The 20,726-nt window shown below is 40.9% G+C and carries 15 protein-coding genes; 13 read left to right on the forward strand and 2 right to left on the reverse strand.

Going from position 1 to position 20,726, the window contains the following annotated elements; genetic code table 11:
* The first annotated feature begins 70 nt into the window (after positions 1–70).
* From VIM89_RS20885 to VIM89_RS20925, 9 genes are read left to right on the forward strand one after another with little or no spacing between them, the layout of a single operon-like run.
* Entirely contained in the window at positions 71–2,569 is a 2,499-nt protein-coding gene (locus VIM89_RS20885) for an SLBB domain-containing protein (protein ID WP_488158122.1), read from the forward strand.
* Positions 2,566–3,594 carry a hypothetical protein gene (locus tag VIM89_RS20890; RefSeq protein ID WP_488158123.1) on the forward strand — a complete coding sequence of 343 codons (1,029 nt, stop codon included), beginning with the start codon at positions 2,566–2,568 and terminating at the stop codon, positions 3,592–3,594. The genes VIM89_RS20885 and VIM89_RS20890 overlap by 4 nt, the downstream gene beginning before the upstream one ends.
* 18 nt (positions 3,595–3,612) lie before the next feature.
* Positions 3,613–4,893 carry a lipopolysaccharide biosynthesis protein gene (locus VIM89_RS20895; RefSeq protein WP_488158124.1) on the forward strand — a complete coding sequence of 427 codons (1,281 nt, stop codon included), beginning with the start codon at positions 3,613–3,615 and terminating at the stop codon, positions 4,891–4,893.
* Between the two features lie 5 nt (positions 4,894–4,898).
* Entirely contained in the window at positions 4,899–5,984 is a 1,086-nt protein-coding gene (locus VIM89_RS20900; RefSeq protein WP_488158125.1) for a glycosyltransferase, read from the forward strand.
* A 3-nt stretch (positions 5,985–5,987) separates the two neighbouring features.
* Positions 5,988–6,740 carry a class I SAM-dependent methyltransferase gene (locus VIM89_RS20905; RefSeq protein ID WP_488158126.1) on the forward strand — a complete coding sequence of 251 codons (753 nt, stop codon included), beginning with the start codon at positions 5,988–5,990 and terminating at the stop codon, positions 6,738–6,740.
* Positions 6,741–6,745: 5 nt separating this feature from the next.
* On the forward strand, positions 6,746–7,603 hold the full coding sequence (locus tag VIM89_RS20910; protein ID WP_488158127.1) for a glycosyltransferase family 2 protein: 858 nt from the start codon (positions 6,746–6,748) through the stop codon (positions 7,601–7,603).
* A 12-nt stretch (positions 7,604–7,615) separates the two neighbouring features.
* Positions 7,616–9,517: an asparagine synthase (glutamine-hydrolyzing) gene (gene asnB, locus VIM89_RS20915; RefSeq protein ID WP_488158128.1), complete on the forward strand. Its 1,902-nt coding sequence runs from the start codon at positions 7,616–7,618 to the stop codon at positions 9,515–9,517.
* A gap of 7 nt (positions 9,518–9,524) precedes the next feature.
* Entirely contained in the window at positions 9,525–10,751 is a 1,227-nt protein-coding gene (locus VIM89_RS20920) for a glycosyltransferase (protein ID WP_488158129.1), read from the forward strand.
* Between the two features lie 5 nt (positions 10,752–10,756).
* Positions 10,757–11,842, forward strand: a complete 1,086-nt coding sequence (locus VIM89_RS20925) for a glycosyltransferase family 4 protein (protein ID WP_488158130.1) — start codon at positions 10,757–10,759, stop codon at positions 11,840–11,842.
* On the opposite strand, the gene VIM89_RS20930 is transcribed toward VIM89_RS20925, so the two are convergent.
* Positions 11,829–13,220: a hypothetical protein gene (locus VIM89_RS20930; RefSeq protein ID WP_488158131.1), complete on the reverse strand. Its 1,392-nt coding sequence runs from the start codon at positions 13,218–13,220 to the stop codon at positions 11,829–11,831. The two genes, VIM89_RS20925 and VIM89_RS20930, sit on opposite strands and share 14 nt — an antisense overlap.
* A 386-nt stretch (positions 13,221–13,606) precedes the next feature.
* Between VIM89_RS20930 and VIM89_RS20935 the strand changes: the two genes are divergently transcribed.
* Positions 13,607–14,554 (forward strand): NAD-dependent epimerase/dehydratase family protein, encoded by a 948-nt coding sequence (locus VIM89_RS20935; protein ID WP_488158132.1) that lies wholly within the window; start codon positions 13,607–13,609, stop codon positions 14,552–14,554.
* Positions 14,551–16,419, forward strand: a complete 1,869-nt coding sequence (locus VIM89_RS20940) for a hypothetical protein (protein WP_488158133.1) — start codon at positions 14,551–14,553, stop codon at positions 16,417–16,419. The genes VIM89_RS20935 and VIM89_RS20940 overlap by 4 nt, the downstream gene beginning before the upstream one ends.
* 35 nt (positions 16,420–16,454) lie before the next feature.
* Here VIM89_RS20940 and VIM89_RS20945 read toward each other — a convergent pair whose 3' ends face one another.
* The gene (locus tag VIM89_RS20945) at positions 16,455–17,183 is read right to left on the reverse strand and encodes a GntR family transcriptional regulator (RefSeq protein ID WP_488158134.1); all 729 of its coding nucleotides are present in this window, start codon (positions 17,181–17,183) and stop codon (positions 16,455–16,457) included.
* 251 nt (positions 17,184–17,434) lie between these two features.
* Between VIM89_RS20945 and VIM89_RS20950 the strand changes: the two genes are divergently transcribed.
* Both VIM89_RS20950 and VIM89_RS20955 read left to right on the forward strand, forming a co-directional pair.
* Positions 17,435–19,258, forward strand: a complete 1,824-nt coding sequence (locus tag VIM89_RS20950) for a class I mannose-6-phosphate isomerase (protein ID WP_488158135.1) — start codon at positions 17,435–17,437, stop codon at positions 19,256–19,258.
* The gene (locus VIM89_RS20955; protein WP_488158136.1) at positions 19,255–20,715 is read left to right on the forward strand and encodes a sugar porter family MFS transporter; all 1,461 of its coding nucleotides are present in this window, start codon (positions 19,255–19,257) and stop codon (positions 20,713–20,715) included. The genes VIM89_RS20950 and VIM89_RS20955 overlap by 4 nt, the downstream gene beginning before the upstream one ends.
* The last annotated feature ends 11 nt before the right edge of the window (positions 20,716–20,726 follow it).

Genomic DNA, 20,726 nt, shown 5'->3' on the forward strand with positions numbered 1-20,726 from the left:
TTGGAAACCAAACATTTAACCAGGATAAGATGCGACATCGACCTTATGAACCTATCTAAGTATTTTTTAAATGCATAATAATATAAAAAAATTACTGCTTTTATTCTTTTGTATCAGTTGTAATTTATCTATTGTGTTGGCTCAGGGCAAACATTTCAGAGCGACAGCTCCGAGCACTGACGCAACACAAAACTCCGACGTATTCAGCGGGTATGATCTATCCAATTTCAATACAGATCAGCTTTCAGATAACGATATCGATAATTTAAAATCGAAACTCCAATCTTATAATATTTCTTACGACCAGGCAGCACAAATTGCGATTAGTAAAGGGATGTCTCCTGCTGAGGCACAAAAGCTGAAAGCCAGGTTAATGGGGCAATCTTCCAAAGACGCAACGGTTAGCACTCCTGCACGTGCCGACACTGCCACCTCAACAAGCAGGGGGAAAGGGCAAGGGAATAGTTATTCAAGCTACAGCAAGCCTCAATCTGTTCCAGCTATATTCGGGTCATCCTTTTTTAATAATCCATCCTTGTCTTTTGAGCCCAATTTGCGCATTGCAACGCCGGTAAATTATGTACTTGGTCCGGATGATGAGTTATTGATCAATGTATCTGGTTACCAGGAAGCTGTTATTCGTGCGACAGTACAGCCTGAGGGCACCATATTTATTCCGCAAGTTGGTACAATCCCGGTTGCAGGGTTAACTATTGAGCAAGCTACCGCCCTTATGCGGACTAAAATGAGCCAAACGGTTTACAGGTCAATAAAAAGTGGATTATCTACGGTTGTTGTTACTTTAAGTAAGATCAAAAGCATACATATCACTGTAGTTGGCGCAGCTAAGCCCGGCAATTATACGGTGTCATCTTTTTCTACTGTTTTTAATTCGCTGTACGTATGTGGCGGCCCCGGCGATATCAACACTTATCGAAATATCGAACTTGTCCGTAATAATAAAGTTCAGCAAAGGATCGACCTGTACCAGTTTCTTACCAAAGGCGACCAGCAGGGCAACGTTCCGCTAAAAGAAAATGATGTAATTAACTTCCCGGTTTATAATAAGCGGGTAACCATTTTGGGCCAGGTAAAAAGGCCAGGGATTTTTGAATTGAAAGACAATGAAACGCTGCAGGATCTATTATTTTTTGCCGGTGGATATACAGATAGAGCCTATAAAAATACGATTAAAGTCAAGCAGATAACTGATATTGAGAGAAGGGTACGTGATTTGTCCAAATCAGACTTTGCTACTTATCAGCCATCAAACGGCGATGTGTTCGAGGTGGATTCTGTTTTGAACAGGGTTGTCAATGGCGTTGCAGTCAGAGGGGCAGTTCGCCGCCCGGGGGTATTTGAGTTAACGCCGGGCTTAACAGTAAGCGGGTTAATAAAACGGGCAGGCGGTTTGGACGAAAACGTATTTATCCAACGTGCCAGCCTGACCAGGCGACATGATGACGGCACCAAAGAGAACATAACTTTTAATGTTACCGGCGTAATGAATGGTACCGATGATATCAAACTAGTGAAAGGGGATACCATCAGGATCGCTTTCTCTAACGATCTGAGAACATCCGACTCCGTTAAGGTAGAAGGCGAAGTGAGAATGCCAGGTGAATATGGTTTTAAGCAGAATCTTACACTGAAAGACGCATTATTTATGGCCGGAGGTCTTACAGACGCTGCCAGCTCATTCAATATTGAAGTAGGCCGAAGGATCGTGAATCAGAACTTACAGGTAAATGTCGACTCCATCGCCAAAGTGTATAATATTAACATAAGAAATGGACTTGAAATAGATGATAATAAATTCATTTTAGAGCCTTTCGATATCATTACTGTAAGACGTAACCCAGGATATTCTGAACAGCAAAAAGTTTTGATCAGGGGGGAAGTAAATTTCCCCGGTAGTTATACGATAGAATCCAAGAATGAACGGATCAGCAATCTGATTTTACGTGCAGGAGGGTTATCGCCATTAGCTAACAGAGAGGGAGTATTTTTAGTCAGGACTAGCGCAATGGCAGATACTTCGAAAAAACAGGATATTAAAAACATTGAAGCCAGTACACAGGATAAAAAAAGTGATAAGATCATAACGGACGTAAATAAACCAAACGACAGGATAGCTGTGAACCTGGATAAGGTCTTAAAGAATCCGGGTTCGATTGACGATTATGTATTACAGGACGGTGACGTGATCCAGGTATCAAAGATTGATCCTTTGGTAAAAGTAAGCGGTGAAGTATTATCATCAACCAAAACAGGCTATGTGAAAGGAGAGCCTTTGGGATATTACCTTTCTCAGGCAGGCGGTACAACTGATGATGCACGCCGGTCAAAAATCTATGTGGTACATTCCAATGGAAGTGTAAGCCGGACAAAAAATGGATTTTTTGGGATATTCAGGTCCTATCCGCGAGTAGAAGCCGGTGCCGAAATAATTGTACCAGGTAAAAAAGAAAGAGCGAACTTAAGTACCGGTGAAGTTGTAGGCCTGTCATCAACAGTTATATCATTGATATCGGTAATTATTGTCACCATCGCTGCCCTTAAGAAATGATCAATAATAACATGTCCAGCCAGGAGCAAATAAAACTTATAGCAAATCATTTATTAAAAAAATGGTATCTGCTGCTCGTGGGTTTGCTTGTCGGAGCGACGATCGGATTGATTAATTTTTTACGTAAACCGCTTGTTTATTCATCAGCTATTAGCTTTGTTCTCTCAACTGATTCACGCCCCAATAGCGGGGTATTCAACCTTGCGTCACAGTTAGGCTTTGATGGTATAACCAATAACCCGGACAATATTTTTTCGGGAGACAATATTATTGAGCTTTTCAAATCAAGAAAATTGATTGGCACAGCCTTGCTGTCTGAGGCAGATACTGTAAAACATGAGAGCCTGCTTAACCTGATTGCGCGGAAGCTATTTTCAAAGCGGTATGCATCGATTGGCCCTTTTGGAAAAGATCCGGCCAAGTTTTCAGGACCTCAAAGAAACCTGTACCGGCTGATTATTACCAGGACCGGTGCTTCTTTTACCGTATTCAAAAAAGATAAAAAGCTTATAGTTTACTATATTAGGGCAACCTCAACTGATCCCGACGTTGCTTATTATACATCGAAACTTGTGCTCGACCAGACTTCAAAATATTTTATCGAGACCAAAACCAAAGTATCTGCTACGAGTGTAAGGCTGCTGCAGCATGAGGCTGATAGCCTTGCCGGTATGCTCAGTCGTACTTATTCGTCTACTGCATCCCTGAGCGATCAAACATTTAACCTTAACCCATCGATAAGTGTTCAACGCTCCGGAATGATGTTTAATCAGGCCAAAGCAGCGGCCTTTGGCGCAGCCTATGCAGAGGTAATGCGCAACCTTGAAATTGCCAAGATCAACCTGCAAAAGGAAACGCCGTTGTACCGGGTAATTGACGACCCGGATTTACCCTTGCCACCAATACGACCAAGTCTTATCAGGAATTTATTACCATTATCTTTCTTTGGCTTATTTTTAATGGCAGCATTGCTTGCCGCACTGCAACTGAGAAGGCTGCATAAGAACAATCACGTTAATGGCTAATTGTAAAATACTTCTGATTTGAACTTTTTTAAAGCATTTGGTATTTATACGGTAACCGGTTTTGCAACCAAAGCTATTTCTTTTTTATTACTTCCTTTTTTTACACACTACCTTTCACAAGCCGATTATGGCCTGATCACTATATTTTCAAACGCCTTCTTCCTGCTGGCCCCTTTGATGAGTATGGGAATAGGAGAAACTTTTACGGTAGAGTACCCCGGTTTTCAGGAAAAGGACATAAGTCGGTTTGTCAGCACATCCATAACTGTTCCTTTACTGGGTTTACCCATTATGTTAGTGATAGTATGGGCATTTCATGGAGGACTGACTATATTAACCGGACTATCAGAGAACATCCTGTACCTGATATGCCTGTTGAATTTCTTTAACTTTTTCTGTGACTACCTTTTTACCATCCTGCGCAACCAGAAAAAGCCTGTATTTTTTGGTGTAATGGCAATTGTAAAGACCACGCTGGAGCTATCACTCGCTATTTACTTTATAAGCTACTGCCATGATGGGTATATGGGACGTGTAAAAAGTATTGCCCTGAATGTTTTGATCATATCCCTGTTCGGGATATTCTTTCTTGTAAAGAACCGGCTGATCATTTTTCAGTTTTCAAAAAAATGGTTGTTGCTTATCCTGAAAAGAGGCTTACCGACGATACCATTATTCTTCATGTCTTTCACCATGTATAACTGCGATACTTTTATGGTGAACTACTTTTATGGACCGTCAAAAGCCGGCGTATATGGGTTGTCGGGGCAGTTCGCTTTTATTCTTACCGTTATTACCACCGCTTTTATTACGCCTTTTTACCCTTTTCTGTATGAAAATCTGATCAACCGGAATAAGCTAAAGGTTGTTTCGCTGGTGATGCGGTATATTTTTTTCTTAACGGCGCTCCTGGCAGGTATCGCTTTGCTTACGCCCTTTGTGTTTCACTTGTTCATCGCCGAAAAGTTTTTCCCGGCACTTTATTACCTGTTGTTACTGCTTGCAGGTCAATATTTCTACAGCTTATATCTTGTCCTGGCCGGGTTGATTTATTACAAAAGGCATAACCGCATTTATTACTTTATCGCTCCCCTCGTCATCCTGTTTACCATTACGGTTAATTACACCTTATTGCACATTGTGAAAGTTAATCAGTATGCCATCACATCAGCATTGTCTTATTTCTTTTGCCTGATGGTAGTCGTGATCATTTATAATAAATATATCCGGGAGGCTTTGAAACTATACCTGAGGCATGGTTTGAAATTGACATCGGTAGTGGAAAAGATCAATATGTAAACAGGATGCGGATTGTGTTTTACTATAATAGCTCTTATGTATCGGTGTTCCTGCTAACGGCGATGGATGACCTTATTAAAAAAGGGCACGCTATTTACCTCTTGACGATAACTCCGGCTGGTGACCTGCATGAGCATGCCGAAAAATTAGGCGCTAAGGTGTTTTCAGCAGTCCCCAAAAATATCTATAGCGATTGCAGAGCACTAATCAAATTTTGCCGCCAACATCAGATCGATTTTGTGTTTTCTCATTTGCAATACCCTAACCTCATTGCAACTTTAAGCCAGTATTTTATTAAGGCTTCGGTTTGGCCAATGCGGCACCATGCTGATGACGTTTATCTGTCAGGAAATAAAAACGCATTGAAGCTGGACAAACTGGTCAGCATACTCGCAAAAAGAATTCTTGTTGTTTCCGATAACAGTAAAAGACATATGATCTTGCAAGAAGGCGTATCCGCGAAAAAAATAATTGTAATGCCTTTATATTACAATTTTGATTTTTATCCGGTCTGTGAAAATCAGCATGCTCAACCGGAAACTGAAACTGCTTTAAAACTGATCAGCATAGGGCGTATGGTGGCCAATAAAAATCATATCGACCTGTTGAAAGTGGTCAAAAGGCTGACCGATGAAGGTGTAAATGTAAAACTGGTTTTATTAGATACCGGACCGCTGGAAGATGATTTGAAAAAGTTTGTAATTGATTCGCGACTTAGTAATCTGGTTTCCTTTCTAGGTCGTCAGACTGATGTGATTAAGCATATTTGCTCAGCCGATTTGCTGGTCCATACTTCGGTTTCTGAAAGCGGTCCGCAAGTAACAAAGGAAGCCGGGATATGCAGCAAACCAGTTGTAGCTGTGAAAGGGATAGGTGATGTTGATAAGTATATAGTTCACGGACAAAACGGCTTTCTGATATCGCGGGATAATATTCAACAGGAATTGTATCTGATACTGAAACAGATGTATGCTGACCGCTCGATGCTCGTGGAAATGGGTGAAAAATTGAATAAGGCTGTCAGGAAGAAATTTGAACTAAATCCTAAAACCAAAACTTATGAGGATGTTATTAATGGGAGAATTGGATAAGGAATGTCTATAGAACGTTATTATAATAATAAGATAACTCCCTGGACAGGGGAGCATTTACACCGGTATACCGAAGCAAAGAAGTTTGTAAAACCGGGAGATTGCGTACTTGACATAGCATGCGGATCGGGTTATGGTGCTAATATTTTAAGCGAGGTGCCAAAGGCTGCTATTTATGCAGGTGATATTGATTGCAATAGTATAGCCAACTGCAAGGTTGAATGGCAAGGTAACAAATCTGTTCAATTTGAGGTGATGGATGCCACAAGCCTAAGATTTGATGATGGTTTTTTTGACGCTATTATTTCCTTAGAAACGATAGAACACCTGACGGGATACAAAAAAATGGTTGCAGAATTTGCACGCGTTGCAAAACAGGACGGAGTGGTAGTTATATCCACTCCCAATATCAAAGTATCGAGCCCGGATGGAAAGGTTATGAATCCTTACCACACGCAGGAATTTACTTATGATGAACTAAAGGATATTTTGAAAGCAGAATTCAGCGAGGTGACGATCAGCGGACAAAAATATACAAGGTATGAAAACAAAGGCGGCAGCAGCTTTAAACAATTTATAGAGAAATTGTTGTTAACCCGGGGCATCCGAAAGTTACCTTATAGTTTGCGTAATGGGATTTTTAAACTTCTGTTCAAAACACCATTGTATCCGGAGATCAGGGAATATCAGTTGTTTGAAAACAAAGATTTTATAGAGAAAAATTGTCATGTGTTGTTCGCTGTCTGCAAAAAATAAATAGCATGCCCAAAGTAAGCATCATAATACCGGTTTATAATGGAAGTAAATACCTGGCAGGGACAGTTCATTCAGTTCTGGATCAGGATTTTGACGACTGGGAAATGCTGATAATAGATGATGGGAGCACAGATAATACCAAAGAGATAGTATTTGATCTTCAAAATAAAGAGAATCGGATAACTGTGTACTTAAAAGAAAATAGCGGTGTTTCCGACACCCGAAATTATGGTATGAAGCTTGCCGGCGGTGAGTTTATCGTATTCCTTGATGCGGATGATATTCTTGGTAAGGATTTTTTGAAATCAAGGTTAGATGCATTAGTACAAGATGAAAATGTCGCTGTTTGTGGATCGTGGGTTGCGTGTATTGATGAGTATGGCAAAGTGATTCGAGAGTACGCTGCATTGAATTCTCCGGGAAATGACATGCTGGAAGAAATACTATTTTATAAAAATAACGTTACCACCATCCCATCAAACCTGATGTTTAAGAAGGATGTACTGATAAATAACAATATCCAGTTTGACCGGCGATTGAGCAGCTCAGCCGACCGGATGTTTTTGTGTAAAGTAGGTTTGGTATCGCGATGTATTCCATTACGGTGTGTTAATGTTTTTTACCGTGTGCATCCTGAAAGCATGTACAATGATGCGGACAAAAAGAAACAAATATTTAAGGATAATGAACTATTTGTTCGCCTTTTGATAGAAGAAAAGGTAGTTCCTAAGCGATTGATGGGAGAGTTTTTGAAACGAAATTATTATATGCTATGCGGCGCTGCAAAAAAATCAGGTTATTACCTGCGTGCATTGCAATATGGCTTAAAATATGGTTGGGCAAGATTAAAGTATCACAATTAAAAAATATAAAAAGTGTGCGGTATAACAGGATTTGTTGATTTTAAAAATAACAGTGATGTAGCGATCCTGAATGAAATGACGCTGGTAATGAAATCGAGGGGACCGGACGGTCAGGGCGTACAGTTTCAGCAGCTAAATAATTGCCAGGTGGGATTGGGGCATCGCCGGCTTTCGGTGATCGACCTTAGCGCCGCAGCTAACCAGCCTATCGAGTATGACGACCTGCACATTGTTTTCAATGGCGAAATATATAACTACGATGAAATAAGGAATGAACTTATTTCACTGGGGCATACCTTCAAAACACATTCTGACACAGAAGTGATCCTGCATGCCTGGAGAGAATGGGGCGAAGATTGTATCTTTAAATGGCGGGGCATGTTTGCTATTGCTCTTTTGGATAAGAAGGCCAATGAAATTATCTGCATACGCGACAGGGCGGGCGTGAAACCTTTCTTCTATTATTTTCACAACGATCTTTTTATTTTTGGTTCTGAATTGAAATCGATGGTCAAACATCCGAAGTTTGAAAAGGAAGTTGATCCCGATGTTGTTGCTTCTTTTCTTACTTATGGATATGTTTCCTGGCCATATTGCATTTTTCGTCATACAAAAAAATTATCGCCCGGACATATATTACGGTTTGATCTTGGTACGAAAAACATTTCGCTAAAAACTTACTGGAATGTTTACGACTATTACAGTCAACCCAAACTTGATATATCTATGCCAGAGGCTATTGAGGAAACTGAGCGCATCCTGTCGGAAGCTTTTCAATACCGGATGGTGGCTGATGTACCGGTTGGCGTTTTCCTGAGCGGAGGATATGATAGTGCATGCGTAACTGCTCTTCTGCAAAAGCAAAGTACAACCAAACTTAAAACCTTTACCATAGGCAGCGTCGACAACAAACTGGATGAAGCGCCTTATGCAAGAGAGGTTGCCAAGTTGCTTGGCACTAATCATACCGAATACTATTGCTCGGCAAAAGAGGTAATGGATATAATCGGCGACCTGCCTGAGTATTATGACGAACCCTTTGCCGACAGCAGTGCAATACCCACCATATTGGTAAGCAGGCTTGCCCGAAAGGATGTGACTGTAGTATTATCAGCTGATGCAGGGGACGAGGTGTTTGCCGGATACAATCGTTATGAATACATATCGAGGTATGCTGAAAAAATAGAAAAAGTGCCTAAGGTTGTGCGTAAAATGATTTTCCATACGATGGATTCCCTTTCGTCAGAAAGCATTCCTTACCTGCGTAAGTCGTACAACTTCCATGGCAGATACGATAAGCTCAAAAACATAATCAGGGACCCATCCGCAGCCGAATTGCTGAGGAACCTAACCCAGGTTTTCACCCGCGATGAAATTGATAAATTATTTGCAGCGCCGGTGACGCAACTAAATACTCCGCACAATACTAATGGACAGGATGCCGGTTTTGATAGGCTGTCCAGCATGATGGTGGTGGATTATCAAACTTACCTTGTTGACGATATCCTTCAAAAGGTTGACCGTGCAACCATGAGTACAGGCCTGGAAGGACGTGAACCTTTTCTTGATCAGCATATTATTGAGTGGGCGGCGAGGCTTCCGTCAAATTATAAATATCACAATAAACAAAAGAAATATATTCTTAAGCAGATCGTCCATAAGTACATCCCGAAGGAGCTTATGGACCGGCCCAAGATGGGTTTTGCCGTACCGATAGAATGGTGGTTGCCTAATGAGCTGAAGCCTTTGGTAGATTACCATCTCAATGAAAAGAAGCTTAGCGAACACGGTCTTTTTAATACAGATACGGTAATGGGTATTTTAAAAAGTCTTAATGCCGGTAATACCGAACGGCATTTGCAGATATGGTATCTGCTGATGTTCCAGATGTGGTATGAGAAATGGATGAAATAACAGGGAAATGATGGCAAAGAAAAACGTGCTGTATATATCTTATGACGGAATGACTGACCCGCTGGGGCAATCGCAGGTCATTCCATATCTCATTGCATTAAGTGCGAAAGACTTTGCTTTTACTATACTGAGTTTTGAAAAGAAAGCCCGATACCAGGAAAGAAAAGATCAGATTAAGACTATCCTGGATTCCGCTGGCATACGATGGGAACCATTGATATATACCAAATCCCCGCCTGTATTATCTACGCTGTATGATTTTTTCCGAATGAAACGTAAGGCGTCCAGCCTGCATCGGTCAATGAATTATAACCTGGTTCATTGCCGCAGTTATATTCCTGCGTTGGCTGGTTTGGCATTGAAACGGAAGTATAATTTACCTTTCATTTTTGATATGCGCGGCTTTTGGGCCGATGAAAGGGTAGACGGGCAATTATGGAATCTTAAAAATCCTGTTTTTAAAACCATATACCGGTTTTTTAAGAAGAAGGAAATTGAGTTTATCAATAAATCGGCAGCCATTGTCTCTCTTACCGGGGCCGCAAAAGACGAAATACTTAGGTGGAAGGATATACAAATCGAACCTGATAAAATAACAGTTATTCCATGTTGTGTAGATACTGCGCTTTTTGATCCGGGTAAAGTAATGGTAGATCAACAGCAAGCGATATGGCAGAAACTTAATATCAGCAAAGAGACGTTTACACTAGGATACCTCGGCAGCATCGGCACCTGGTATATGTTGGATGATATGTTGCAGTTTTTCAAGACACTAAAAACGGAAATTTCGGGAGCAAAGTTTCTGTTTGTGACGGAGGACAACCCCGAAAGTATTCTTGAAAAAGCACATCAATTTGGTATTAGTATCGATGATATCATCATCACCAAAGCCGAACGCAAAGAGGTGCCGCTAATGATCAGCTTGTTTAGTTATGGTATATTTTTTATAAAACCGGCCTACAGTAAGATTGCCAGCAGTCCGACAAAGCAGGGAGAAATAATGGCGATGGGCGTACCGGTTATTTGCAATTCAGGAGTGGGGGACAGCGATCATATTCTCCGGATGTATAATTCTGGTTTTGTTGTCCCGATTGACAATTATGATGATGTAATAAAGGACATATCGGCTACTGGTTTTGATAAACAACAGGTAAGAAATGGTGCAATTGATTATTTTTCGCTGGATAAAGGTTCTCAGCAGTATTTGAATGTATACAACTCTATATTAGAGTAAACTATATGTCATCAGAAAAACGAAATAAAAAGATCCTGGTATTATGTCCATATCCCCGAGATTATGTACCTGCTCAGCGTCTTAAGTTTGAGCAGTACTATAACAACTGGCAGGAAAACGGTTACGACCTGGAAATATCATCTTTTATTTCGGAACGAACTCAAAAAATACTTTATAAAAAGGGGCACCTGCTCGAAAAGGCATTGGGTACGTTAGGTGGATACCTGCGTCGGTTCAGAGACCTTTTTCGATTGCACCAATATGATGTAGTCTATATATTTCTATGGGCCACGCCGTTTGGTCCGCCGCTTATGGAAAGAATGATACGTCGTTTAGCCAAAAAGCAGGTATATGATATTGATGACCTGGTTTATATGGTTAGCACCAGTCAGCATAATAAATTTATCAAGCCATTTAAATCGGCATCCAAAATAAATTACCTGATAAAGAAGAGCGACCATGTTTTAGTCAGCACAGATGAATTGGTAGCGTATTCAAAAAAACTAAATGAAAGCCTGACCGTGGTACCCGCAACAATTGATGTTAAAAGTTATAACTATCCCGTAGAACATGAATCAGATACGGTTGTAATAGGGTGGAGCGGCAGCCACACCACAAGCAAATATTTACACTTGATTGATGGCGTGCTGCGACATATTTCTCAAAAATACCCGGTGAAAATTATGGTAATGGGTGATGATGACTTTGTGTTAGATGGCGTAGATATAGAACTTTTGCATTGGACAGCGGAAACTGAGATTTCCAACATACAGAAATTTGATATAGGCCTGCATCCTTTGCCGGATGAACAATGGGTGCATGGCAAAAGCGGCGGAAAACTGGTGCAATACATGGCTGCAGGTTTACCAATCATTGCAACAGCTATCGGGCCAAACTATAAAGTTATTAAGGACGGTTACAATGGTTTTTTAGTTAAGGACGAACAGGAATGGATTGAAAAATTAGAACTCCTGATCAAAGACTCCCAGCTTAGAAAACAAATGGGCTACAACTCCCGCAAGTTTGCCGAAGAAAATTTATCGGTTGAAGTATATGCGCCAAAGTACCTTGAGGTATTTAACCGGCTATAGCATCAGGTAAAGCAGGCAGGTTCTCAGCGTTTTCATCAGCCGGTTTTGCATCCGGTTCGGGTTTATCCTTAAATAAAAGAATCAGGATCAATAAAGCATAGAACGGAGTACAGGGTATTTTATAACGTGAAAGCGAACCAAAGTTATAGGTGGATACTCCTACTATAAACGCAAAAAGTAAAGTGAACAACAGGAACATGATCAGGTTGGGATCTGATAATATGTTTTTTATAGTTTTCAGAATGTTTCTGCTGAAAACAAGATAAGCAGTGGCCAGCAGCGTAACCTGCGATTCGATCGAGTTGATTATCTGAATAATACTGTGCGACTCCCACAAATAGGGCCTGAACAACGCAACATTGACCGCCGGCCAGAATTTTGCAAGAATGCCCGAAATTGTCGGATTAAAATCTCCAAGGTCATACGCTTGCCCATCCTCCTGGATCGATAGCTCCAGAAGATAATCTTTTTGATGTTTTATGGTTTCAAGGGTAGCTTGAATGACAACTGCTGAAACCATGTATTGAACAATGATCTTTATTAAATAAAGCGTGCCGATGGATACAATAGTTAATGTCGCATAATAAAATGCGCTTTTACCGTAGCGCGCTGATAACCTTTTCCTATAAACCAGGAAAGTTTTGAAAAGGATTATAGGTAGTAAAAGGATCAATATGTATGCTTTTATTACCAAAAGCAACAGGATTGAGCCAACAAAAAAAGCAATAAGCCATAGCTTGAATTTCCCTTTCTCAAACATGGTGTATGAGCAATAGATCAGACCGTCTATCGCAATAAGACAAAAACTGTCTTTTAGTAACCCTGAGCCCCATGCTATCAACCCTGGTAAAAAAAATATTGCGATGATAAGATATTTAAGCAATTTAGGGTACTGTTTAGCAAAAACAGTAAACATCAGCCATGAGCTTATAAAAGATAAAAACGCAATGATGGCATTGATTTCAAGGTATTTGGTAAAGCAAAACAATCCGATCAATGCTCCCAGGCATGAAGTAAAATAAGATGGAATATCGTCAAACCAATAGATATCAGACAAAGCTTTCGCCTCGATCATATTGTTCGTATCCACCTGGTGGGTAATTAACATAAACCAGGTTGAAGGAGATTGCCAAAGGGTTGAGTTGATGATCTCGGCGTGGTAAAAAAAATTGAAGGTATCGCCCCCACCGTAATAATAATAATAGAATATTCCGACAAATAATGCCCCCCCAACCTTAGCTGTCAGAGCTGGTATAAAATAGGGATGGTATGGATGGTCTTTAGGATAATATTTGTCCCTGAAATAATAGGCAATCTTGAAAATCAGCCAAAGGTATAAAGGTAGCAGGAGGTAGTCAAATATCGTGATATGGCCCATTTTTGTCTTTCTTATCGCTCCGGATTATTCACCAACGAATATGGTAAAATCTGGCGATTCCTTTTAGTTTTCCTGTATGTGCTTATGGGTAAAATTTTTTAATAACTAAAACTAAAATTATTAAAACAAATATCTAATTTTAGTTATTGACACATAAAAATCCGGCATTTTTCTATTTGCCTTATTTTAAGGCATTTGCTTAAATTTTCGGATTTTATGGTACCACAATAACTATTACTTAAACTTTAATAATGCCCCGGATCCAGCACACTGCTAACCATAATATTAATGATCCTTCCAATAATTGCTCCAATGTCCAATTAGCTAAGGACCCCGGCTCCTGTATCACTATTACTAAATAGATTAACTTTTAAACTGTCTATTATATGAAAAAAATTCTAATTACGGGGGGCGCAGGCAATGTAGGTGGTTCGCTTGCTAATCATTTGGTCAAAAACAAAGATTATCATATTGTGGTAGTTGACAATCTACTGACCGGATCAGTGGCTAACCTGCCAAAAGACTGCGATAATTTCTCGTTCATCAAATGCGACGTTAATAATTACAACGATATTTCTGCTGTAATGCTTGGTTTTAAGTTCGACTATGTGTTTCATTATGCGGCTATGGTCGGCGTTAAGCGCACTTTGAACAATCCAATGACAGTTCTGCAGGATATTGAGGGAATAAAGAATATACTCAGCCTGGCAAAAAATACCTGTGTGAAGCGAGTGTTTTATTCTTCCTCTTCCGAGGTATACGGCGAACCTGTTGAGTTCCCGCAAAATGAAAATACTACTCCATTAAATTCGCGGCTACCATATGCTATCGTAAAAAATGTTGGTGAAGCTTTTTTTAAGTCTTATCACAAGGAGTACGGACTCGATTTTACAATTTTTCGTTTTTTCAATACTTACGGGCCTCATCAAAGCAAGGATTTCGTGGTGACAAAATTTATAGATGCATCATTGGGTAATCAGGATATAACAATTTATGGCGACGGTCACCAAAGTCGCACATTTTGTTATATCGACGATAATATAGAAGCTACGGTAAAAATATTTGAAGAAGGACTGTTCTTAAATGAGGTTGTTAATATCGGCAGTGCAGTCGAAGTCACCATCATTGATCTCGCTAAAAAAGTGATTGAAATTACCGGTTCAAGTTCATCTATTATACATCTTACACCTTTAAAAGAAGGCGACATGACGCGACGTCAACCTGACAATACAAAAATGCTGAATGTACTTAACCGCAAATTATTAAGTATTGACGAAGGGATCGAAAAGATACTGGAGGTTAAATATAATATGAGCAATAAGATAGCTTTATGATGAATGCTTTGTCGGGATCGGTAATTGCAGGAGTGGTAGCGTTTATTTCCTGTCTCGTGTTCACTCCACTTACTATTAAACTGGCTCATAAAAAAGGCTGGGTGGTAAAACCAAGGGCAGACCGCTGGCATCAGAAAACTACTGCCCTTATGGGCGGTATAGCTATTTTTGCTGCATACAGTATTGCTGTTTTTTCTTCAGGCGCTCATCCTAACCTGATGCTTTATGGCATATCATTCGTCATGTTTGCAACAGGGTTTATCGACGATCTGTGGGAACTGAAACCAGTTATTAAACTTCTTACTCAGATCGCGTGCTCCTTTGTCCTGATCTATTATGGCTTCAATTTTGGTGGTGGTCTGTTAGAATGGACGGGTATTCCGCTAACTTTCATATGGATTATCGGAATTACCAATGCCATCAATTTGCTGGACAATATGGATGGACTGGCGGCGGGTATCTCGGCTATTGTAGCGCTAACCACCGGCACACTGGCATCATTAAATGGCGACTCGTACCTGGCCATTAGCGGTTTTGCACTCGCCGGTGCAACTATAGGGTTCCTGATATTCAACTTCAAGCCCGCTAAAATATTTATGGGCGATTCAGGCAGCCTTTTCCTTGGCTGCACATTGGCTTACCAAAGCATTGCTATACAATATAAAATGGGTTCATCTTCTGCCATGTGGGTTCTTTTTGTACCTATAAGTTTAATGGCGATACCCATTATGGATACTACCCTGGTTACTGTTAAACGCCTTTTAGCAGGCAGAAGGATAGACCAGGGCGGAAGAGATCATACCTCACATCGGCTTGTCGCACTAGGCTTAAGTGAGAAACAGGCTGTGCTTATTTTATATGGCATCTGCGCTGCATGGGGAGTGCTATGCTTGTCTATGTATAAAAGCCAGATCAATAGACTGCTTTTGTGTGTCATTATCGTCAGTGCAAGCTCTGTGATCTTTTCAGTGTTATTATCAAGGGTAAAAGTTTATTCAGATAAGGAAGAAAAACTTACCAATCAACGTCTAAGGGGACAATCCGCCCGGTCTAATACAGCATTACAATTTTTAATTGCACAGAAAAAGCTTATCGCGGGAATGTTTATAGATATATTGATTATTTATATCTCCTTTCGGTTCGCAAAAAAAGCGTTGAATCTTAAAAATGTTCACGAAGACGTTATACTAGGCGCATTTATCTGTGTTAAAATATCGTTGCTTTATATTGGCCGGCTGTATTACCGTATATGGCGCTATGTGCAGGTTTTGGAAATAGGAGCTTATTTTATATCTATCTTTCTGGCCAATGTTATTCTTGTCGGCATACTTGCGTTTAAAGGAAAGCTGGGATTGTTTACGTTTTATTTCTTTCCGGTCGATTTTTTGGTAACATCTACCGGCATAGTATTCGTGAGGTTATTTTATCGTTGGCTTAACGACCAGATCAGCAGGAACCGGGCGGCAACAAAAAAAGTATTAATATATGGCGCAGGAGATAGCGGCTATCTGTTAATACAGGAGCTATTACAAAATCATAAATATGAGCTGAAACCGGTGGGTTGGATTGATGATGATGAAACCAAGCATAATATGTATTTATACGGATACAAAATTTATGGCGGTAAAAAAGACCTGGCAGCTACCTGTGAAAAACTTCAACCGGATATGATCCTGATCTCGACAAAAGCTGTAAAAAACGATGATGAAGCTGAGATGAGACAAGTACTTGATGGCAGAAATATAAGCATAGGCAGGTTCAATTTGCACCTTTCTTTTGATAATGGTCCAATTACAGCTTACTTTCAGGATGTTCATTCAGAATATCAGGCCCCTTCTCAACAGGAACCATTAGTGAGCAGATAGATTCTTATATCTGCACACGATCATCTATCATAACGCTATCTTGTGCTTTCAACGGTGTATATAAAACTATCCGCCTTGTAGTAGCCAAGGTTAAATTCCATTGGGCGCTGACCCTGGTCAAAAACAAAACGTTTACGGAAGAGAATCGGACTGCCTTCGGTTACACGCAGTTTTTTCGCGATGTCTGTATTTACAGCCTGTGCACTAATTTCTTCTTTGGATAGGGTAGCGATGGTTGAATGCTCGCTTTCCAGCATTTCATATAACGGAAGCGCAAAATCTTCTTCGCCGGTTAGTCCTATCCGCGGATGAAAGTAAGAAACAAAATACACGAATGGTTCCTCGGGACGTCCGCGCACCTTCTCCATCCTGAGCACCATCTTGTCTTTCTTGATCTCGAAGAACCGGGCGATCTCGTCATCCGGCTTCACCCAGGTAATATGCAATTCGAAGTTCCTGATGGTAATACCCCTCAGTTTCATTTCCTGTGAAAAGCTCAGCCAATTGTTTGACTTCGAGCTTACAGGTATCTCAGCTACCTTGGTTCCCGTTTTTTTCTTCCTGATCAGCAATCCTTCAAAGACCAGTTTGTTGATTGCCTGGCGCAAGGTAGTGCGTGAAATAGCCAGTTGCTTGGATAACTCGACTTCATTTGGCAGGATTTTGCCACCCTTATATTCGGGGTCCTGGATGATTTGACGCAGTAGTTCTTCGGCCTGGATGTGAAGAGGGATAGGACTTTTATGATTTATCGTGTATTTCATACACCGAAAGTAAGAGATTTATTATTATGTTCGGACATATTCTTTTAAATTTTTTTATAATCGCCCTGCTCGACCTCTGGAACACACTAATTTAATAGAAAAATTTTCTTTCAAAAAGAATTGCATGTCAAATAAATATCTTTATGTTTGTACATTATAACAAATCATTCGATTTTCGTTCGCCAATTATAACTTTTCAGGTTGTGTCTTTTATGATCTGAAATTTAATATGTATATACATTATAACAAATATGAGTATTCTACAAAGTACCAAAACTTTAAATGATTTAGAACTGGATGAGGGAATGCCTTTCAGAAAGACCGGGCAGTTTTTGATGCCTAATTCGGTCAGTTCATTTCCCGATCAGCCCGGATATAATATTTACCCGGTTTTTAATATTGGCGACGGATTGATCCACAATGATTATAGCTCACTGGCTGAATGGATCATGAGCCATAAGAATGTTATTATTGACGGATACGTTGGTGTTTTTTGGGACGTTATAAAGGAGGCGCTGGCAAAATGTTTTGAAAAGTCCAATCTTAATGTTGGATGGATCAAGGCGGCTGATTTTTTGAAAAGTGAAGAAGTGATTGATGGGTTGGTTTCTCCCTTCCTTGGCGCAGATGATTCAGTTTGGGGAACCAAATGCTTACTAAATATTGAAGACCTCTTCGATCAGGCATTAACGAATCAATTGCCTGATTCCCGATTGGACATTAATATCCTATACGGCACAGGCGCTGCTCTTGCCAACTGGGGAACACCGGTAATTTATATTGATCTCCCTAAAAACGAACTTCAGTTTCGCATGCGTGCTGGAAGCATACGAAACCTTGGCAATGCGCAGTTGATCGAGCCGTTCCGTATGTATAAACGGTATTATTTCGTGGATTGGGTATTGTGTAGCGAGCATAAAAAGAAATTAATAGAACGTATAGGGATAGTTGCCGACGGTCAATGGCCGACCGGCATCAGCTGGGCCAAAAAGGAGCACCTGCTTGCCGGCCTGTCCAAAATGAGCACTTCGGTGATCAGGGTTCGGCCCTGGTTTGAGCCTGGTGCATGGGGCGGCCAGTGGATAAAAGAGAAAATTACAGGTATAAACAAGGATGTTGTAAACTATGCCTGGTCATTTGAACTGATCGTGCCGGAGAATGGTGTTGTTCTGGAAAGCGATGGGAATCTGTTAGAAGTCTCTTTCGATTTTCTCATGTTCTGTAACCGGGAAGAGATTATGGGTAAGCATGCAGGCCGATTTGGTGATGAATTTCCTATAAGGTTTGATTTTCTGGATACCGTAAAAGGAGGAAACCTCTCGATCCAATGCCATCCCAGGCTGCAATATATACGTGATGTTTTTGGTGAAACAATCACGCAGGACGAGACTTATTACATACTCGATTGTGAACCCGGGGCCGGTGTTTATTTAGGATTTCAGGACAATATTGATCCGGCTGAATACAGGCAGGCACTCGAGGATAGCCAGGCTAACAATGTTGAAGTAAATATCACTGATTTTGTTCAATATTATCCGGCTCAAAAACATGACTTGTTTCTCATTCCAAATGGTACCGTCCACAGCGCCGGGGCTGGTAACCTGGTACTGGAAATAAGTGCGACGCCCTACATCTTCACCTTCAAAATGTACGACTGGTTGAGACTGGACCTGGAGGGAAATCCAAGGCCAATAAATATAGAGCACGCTTTTAACAACCTCGATTTTGAAAGGAAAGGCAAGAAGGTTAAAGAGGAGTTGATCTCGAAACCTATGGTTTTAGACTATTCACAAGATATGAGAGTCGTGCATTTGCCTACTCACCAGGATCATTTTTATGATGTCCATAGAATTGAGTTCGACAATGAGTTCACCGTTTCCACCAATCAGTCATGCCTCGTTTTGATGCTTGTTGAAGGAGAAGCTATTTCTATTGAAACAAAAGATGGATTTGAGCAAAGGTTTGCGTACGCCGAGACCTTCGTCATCCCCGCCGCTGCAGGCAGCTTCAAAATGACAAATCTTGGCAAAACACGTGCAAAAGTTATCAAGGCATTTATTAAAGATCAACAATGAAATCAGCAATAGAGCAAAATAGTCAACGGAAAAAGGGGTTTTTATACCTCGTGTGTGTGATTGCGGCACTGGGTGGTTTTCTTTTCGGCTTCGACACAGCTGTCATTTCCGGCACGGTGGGATTCGTAAAAAACGACTTTAAGCTTGATGCCCTGCAGGAGGGCTGGTTTGTGAGCTGCGCCCTGCTGGGATGCATCATAGGTGTCGCTTTCTCAGGGAAATTGAGTGATAAGTATGGACGGAAAATAGTCCTTATTCTATCCGGCTTGTTATTCCTCGTGTCCGCCATCGGATGTACGGTGTGTTCATCCTTCGCTCAACTGGTGGTTTTCCGGCTCATCGGCGGCTTGGGTATCGGGGTTGCATCGATGGTTTCGCCATTGTATATATCAGAGTTTTCGCCGGCTAAATACCGGGGGATGATGGTATCACTTTACCAGTTGGCGCTAACTGTAGGAATTGTAGTAGCCTATTTATCAAATGCATATATAGAAAATTTTCATAATGCCGCTTATCAAAGTGAGACGCTTCAGCAGGTATTTGTTACGGAACCGTGGCGGTCGATGCTTGGATTGGGCGTTTTGCCTTCGGGAATATTTCTGATTTCGTTATTCCTAGTTCCCGAGTCGCCAAGATGGCTCCTGTTGCAGCATCAAACAAACAAGGCCAGGGCTATCCTTATCAAAATAGACGGTGCGGAAAAAGCTGATGACGAGATCGACGCCTTTATGGCAATGGACAGAAACGAATCCGCCTCAAATGTAAGGGAACTTTTCAAACCGGTTTATCGCAAAGCTTTGTATATCGGTCTGTTGCTGCCATTCCTTTCACAGGTATGTGGAATTAACGCAGTTATTTATTATGGCCCAAAAATATTGGAAGGGGCAGGCTTTACTTTAAGCAATGCACTTGGCGGACAGGTAACCATTGGTATAGTTAATGTCGTCTTTACGTTTGTAGCCATCTTTACTGTTGACAAGTGGGGTAGAAGGCCGCTGTTATATACCGGTATTATCGGTGCTGTCGTTTCGCTCGTTTGCATTGGTTCACTCTTCGCTCTTGGCGTGACGCATGGACCTGCCATATTGATTTTCATCCTTGTGTTCATCGCCTGTTTCGCTTTTTCTTTCGGACCGGTTTGCTGGGTGGTCATTGGCGAAATATTCCCTAACGGAATTCGCGGCAAGGCGATGGCATTGGCAACACTTTCACTTTGGATCGGAAATTTCCTTGTGGGACAGTTGACCCCGGTGTCACTGGAAGGACTTGGGCCCGCAGCCACATTCTTTCTCTTCGCGCTTTTTTGCTCACCGGCTATCTGGGTAACATGGAAACTCATACCTGAAACTAAAGGCAGGTCGCTGGAAAGCATTGATGAGTACTGGAAAGAGAACCTGGACCAGAATTCGCAAAAAGAGCCGTCAATCAAGAAAATAAAAGTTTACAACAATTCATAACCCTCAAAACC

This window comes from Mucilaginibacter sp. (assembly GCF_036568825.1).
GTDB lineage: Bacteria > Bacteroidota > Bacteroidia > Sphingobacteriales > Sphingobacteriaceae > Mucilaginibacter.

Coding starts and splice junctions, on each gene's coding strand:
- VIM89_RS20885 (WP_488158122.1), top strand. CDS start 71: ATGCATAATAATATAAAAAAATTACTGCTTTTATTCTTTTGTATCAGT.
- VIM89_RS20890 (WP_488158123.1), top strand. CDS start 2,566: ATGATCAATAATAACATGTCCAGCCAGGAGCAAATAAAACTTATAGCA.
- VIM89_RS20900 (WP_488158125.1), top strand. CDS start 4,899: ATGCGGATTGTGTTTTACTATAATAGCTCTTATGTATCGGTGTTCCTG.
- VIM89_RS20905 (WP_488158126.1), top strand. CDS start 5,988: ATGTCTATAGAACGTTATTATAATAATAAGATAACTCCCTGGACAGGG.
- VIM89_RS20910 (WP_488158127.1), top strand. CDS start 6,746: ATGCCCAAAGTAAGCATCATAATACCGGTTTATAATGGAAGTAAATAC.
- VIM89_RS20920 (WP_488158129.1), top strand. CDS start 9,525: ATGATGGCAAAGAAAAACGTGCTGTATATATCTTATGACGGAATGACT.
- VIM89_RS20925 (WP_488158130.1), top strand. CDS start 10,757: ATGTCATCAGAAAAACGAAATAAAAAGATCCTGGTATTATGTCCATAT.
- VIM89_RS20930 (WP_488158131.1), bottom strand. CDS start 13,220: ATGGGCCATATCACGATATTTGACTACCTCCTGCTACCTTTATACCTT.
- VIM89_RS20935 (WP_488158132.1), top strand. CDS start 13,607: ATGAAAAAAATTCTAATTACGGGGGGCGCAGGCAATGTAGGTGGTTCG.
- VIM89_RS20940 (WP_488158133.1), top strand. CDS start 14,551: ATGATGAATGCTTTGTCGGGATCGGTAATTGCAGGAGTGGTAGCGTTT.
- VIM89_RS20945 (WP_488158134.1), bottom strand. CDS start 17,183: ATGAAATACACGATAAATCATAAAAGTCCTATCCCTCTTCACATCCAG.
- VIM89_RS20950 (WP_488158135.1), top strand. CDS start 17,435: ATGAGTATTCTACAAAGTACCAAAACTTTAAATGATTTAGAACTGGAT.
- VIM89_RS20955 (WP_488158136.1), top strand. CDS start 19,255: ATGAAATCAGCAATAGAGCAAAATAGTCAACGGAAAAAGGGGTTTTTA.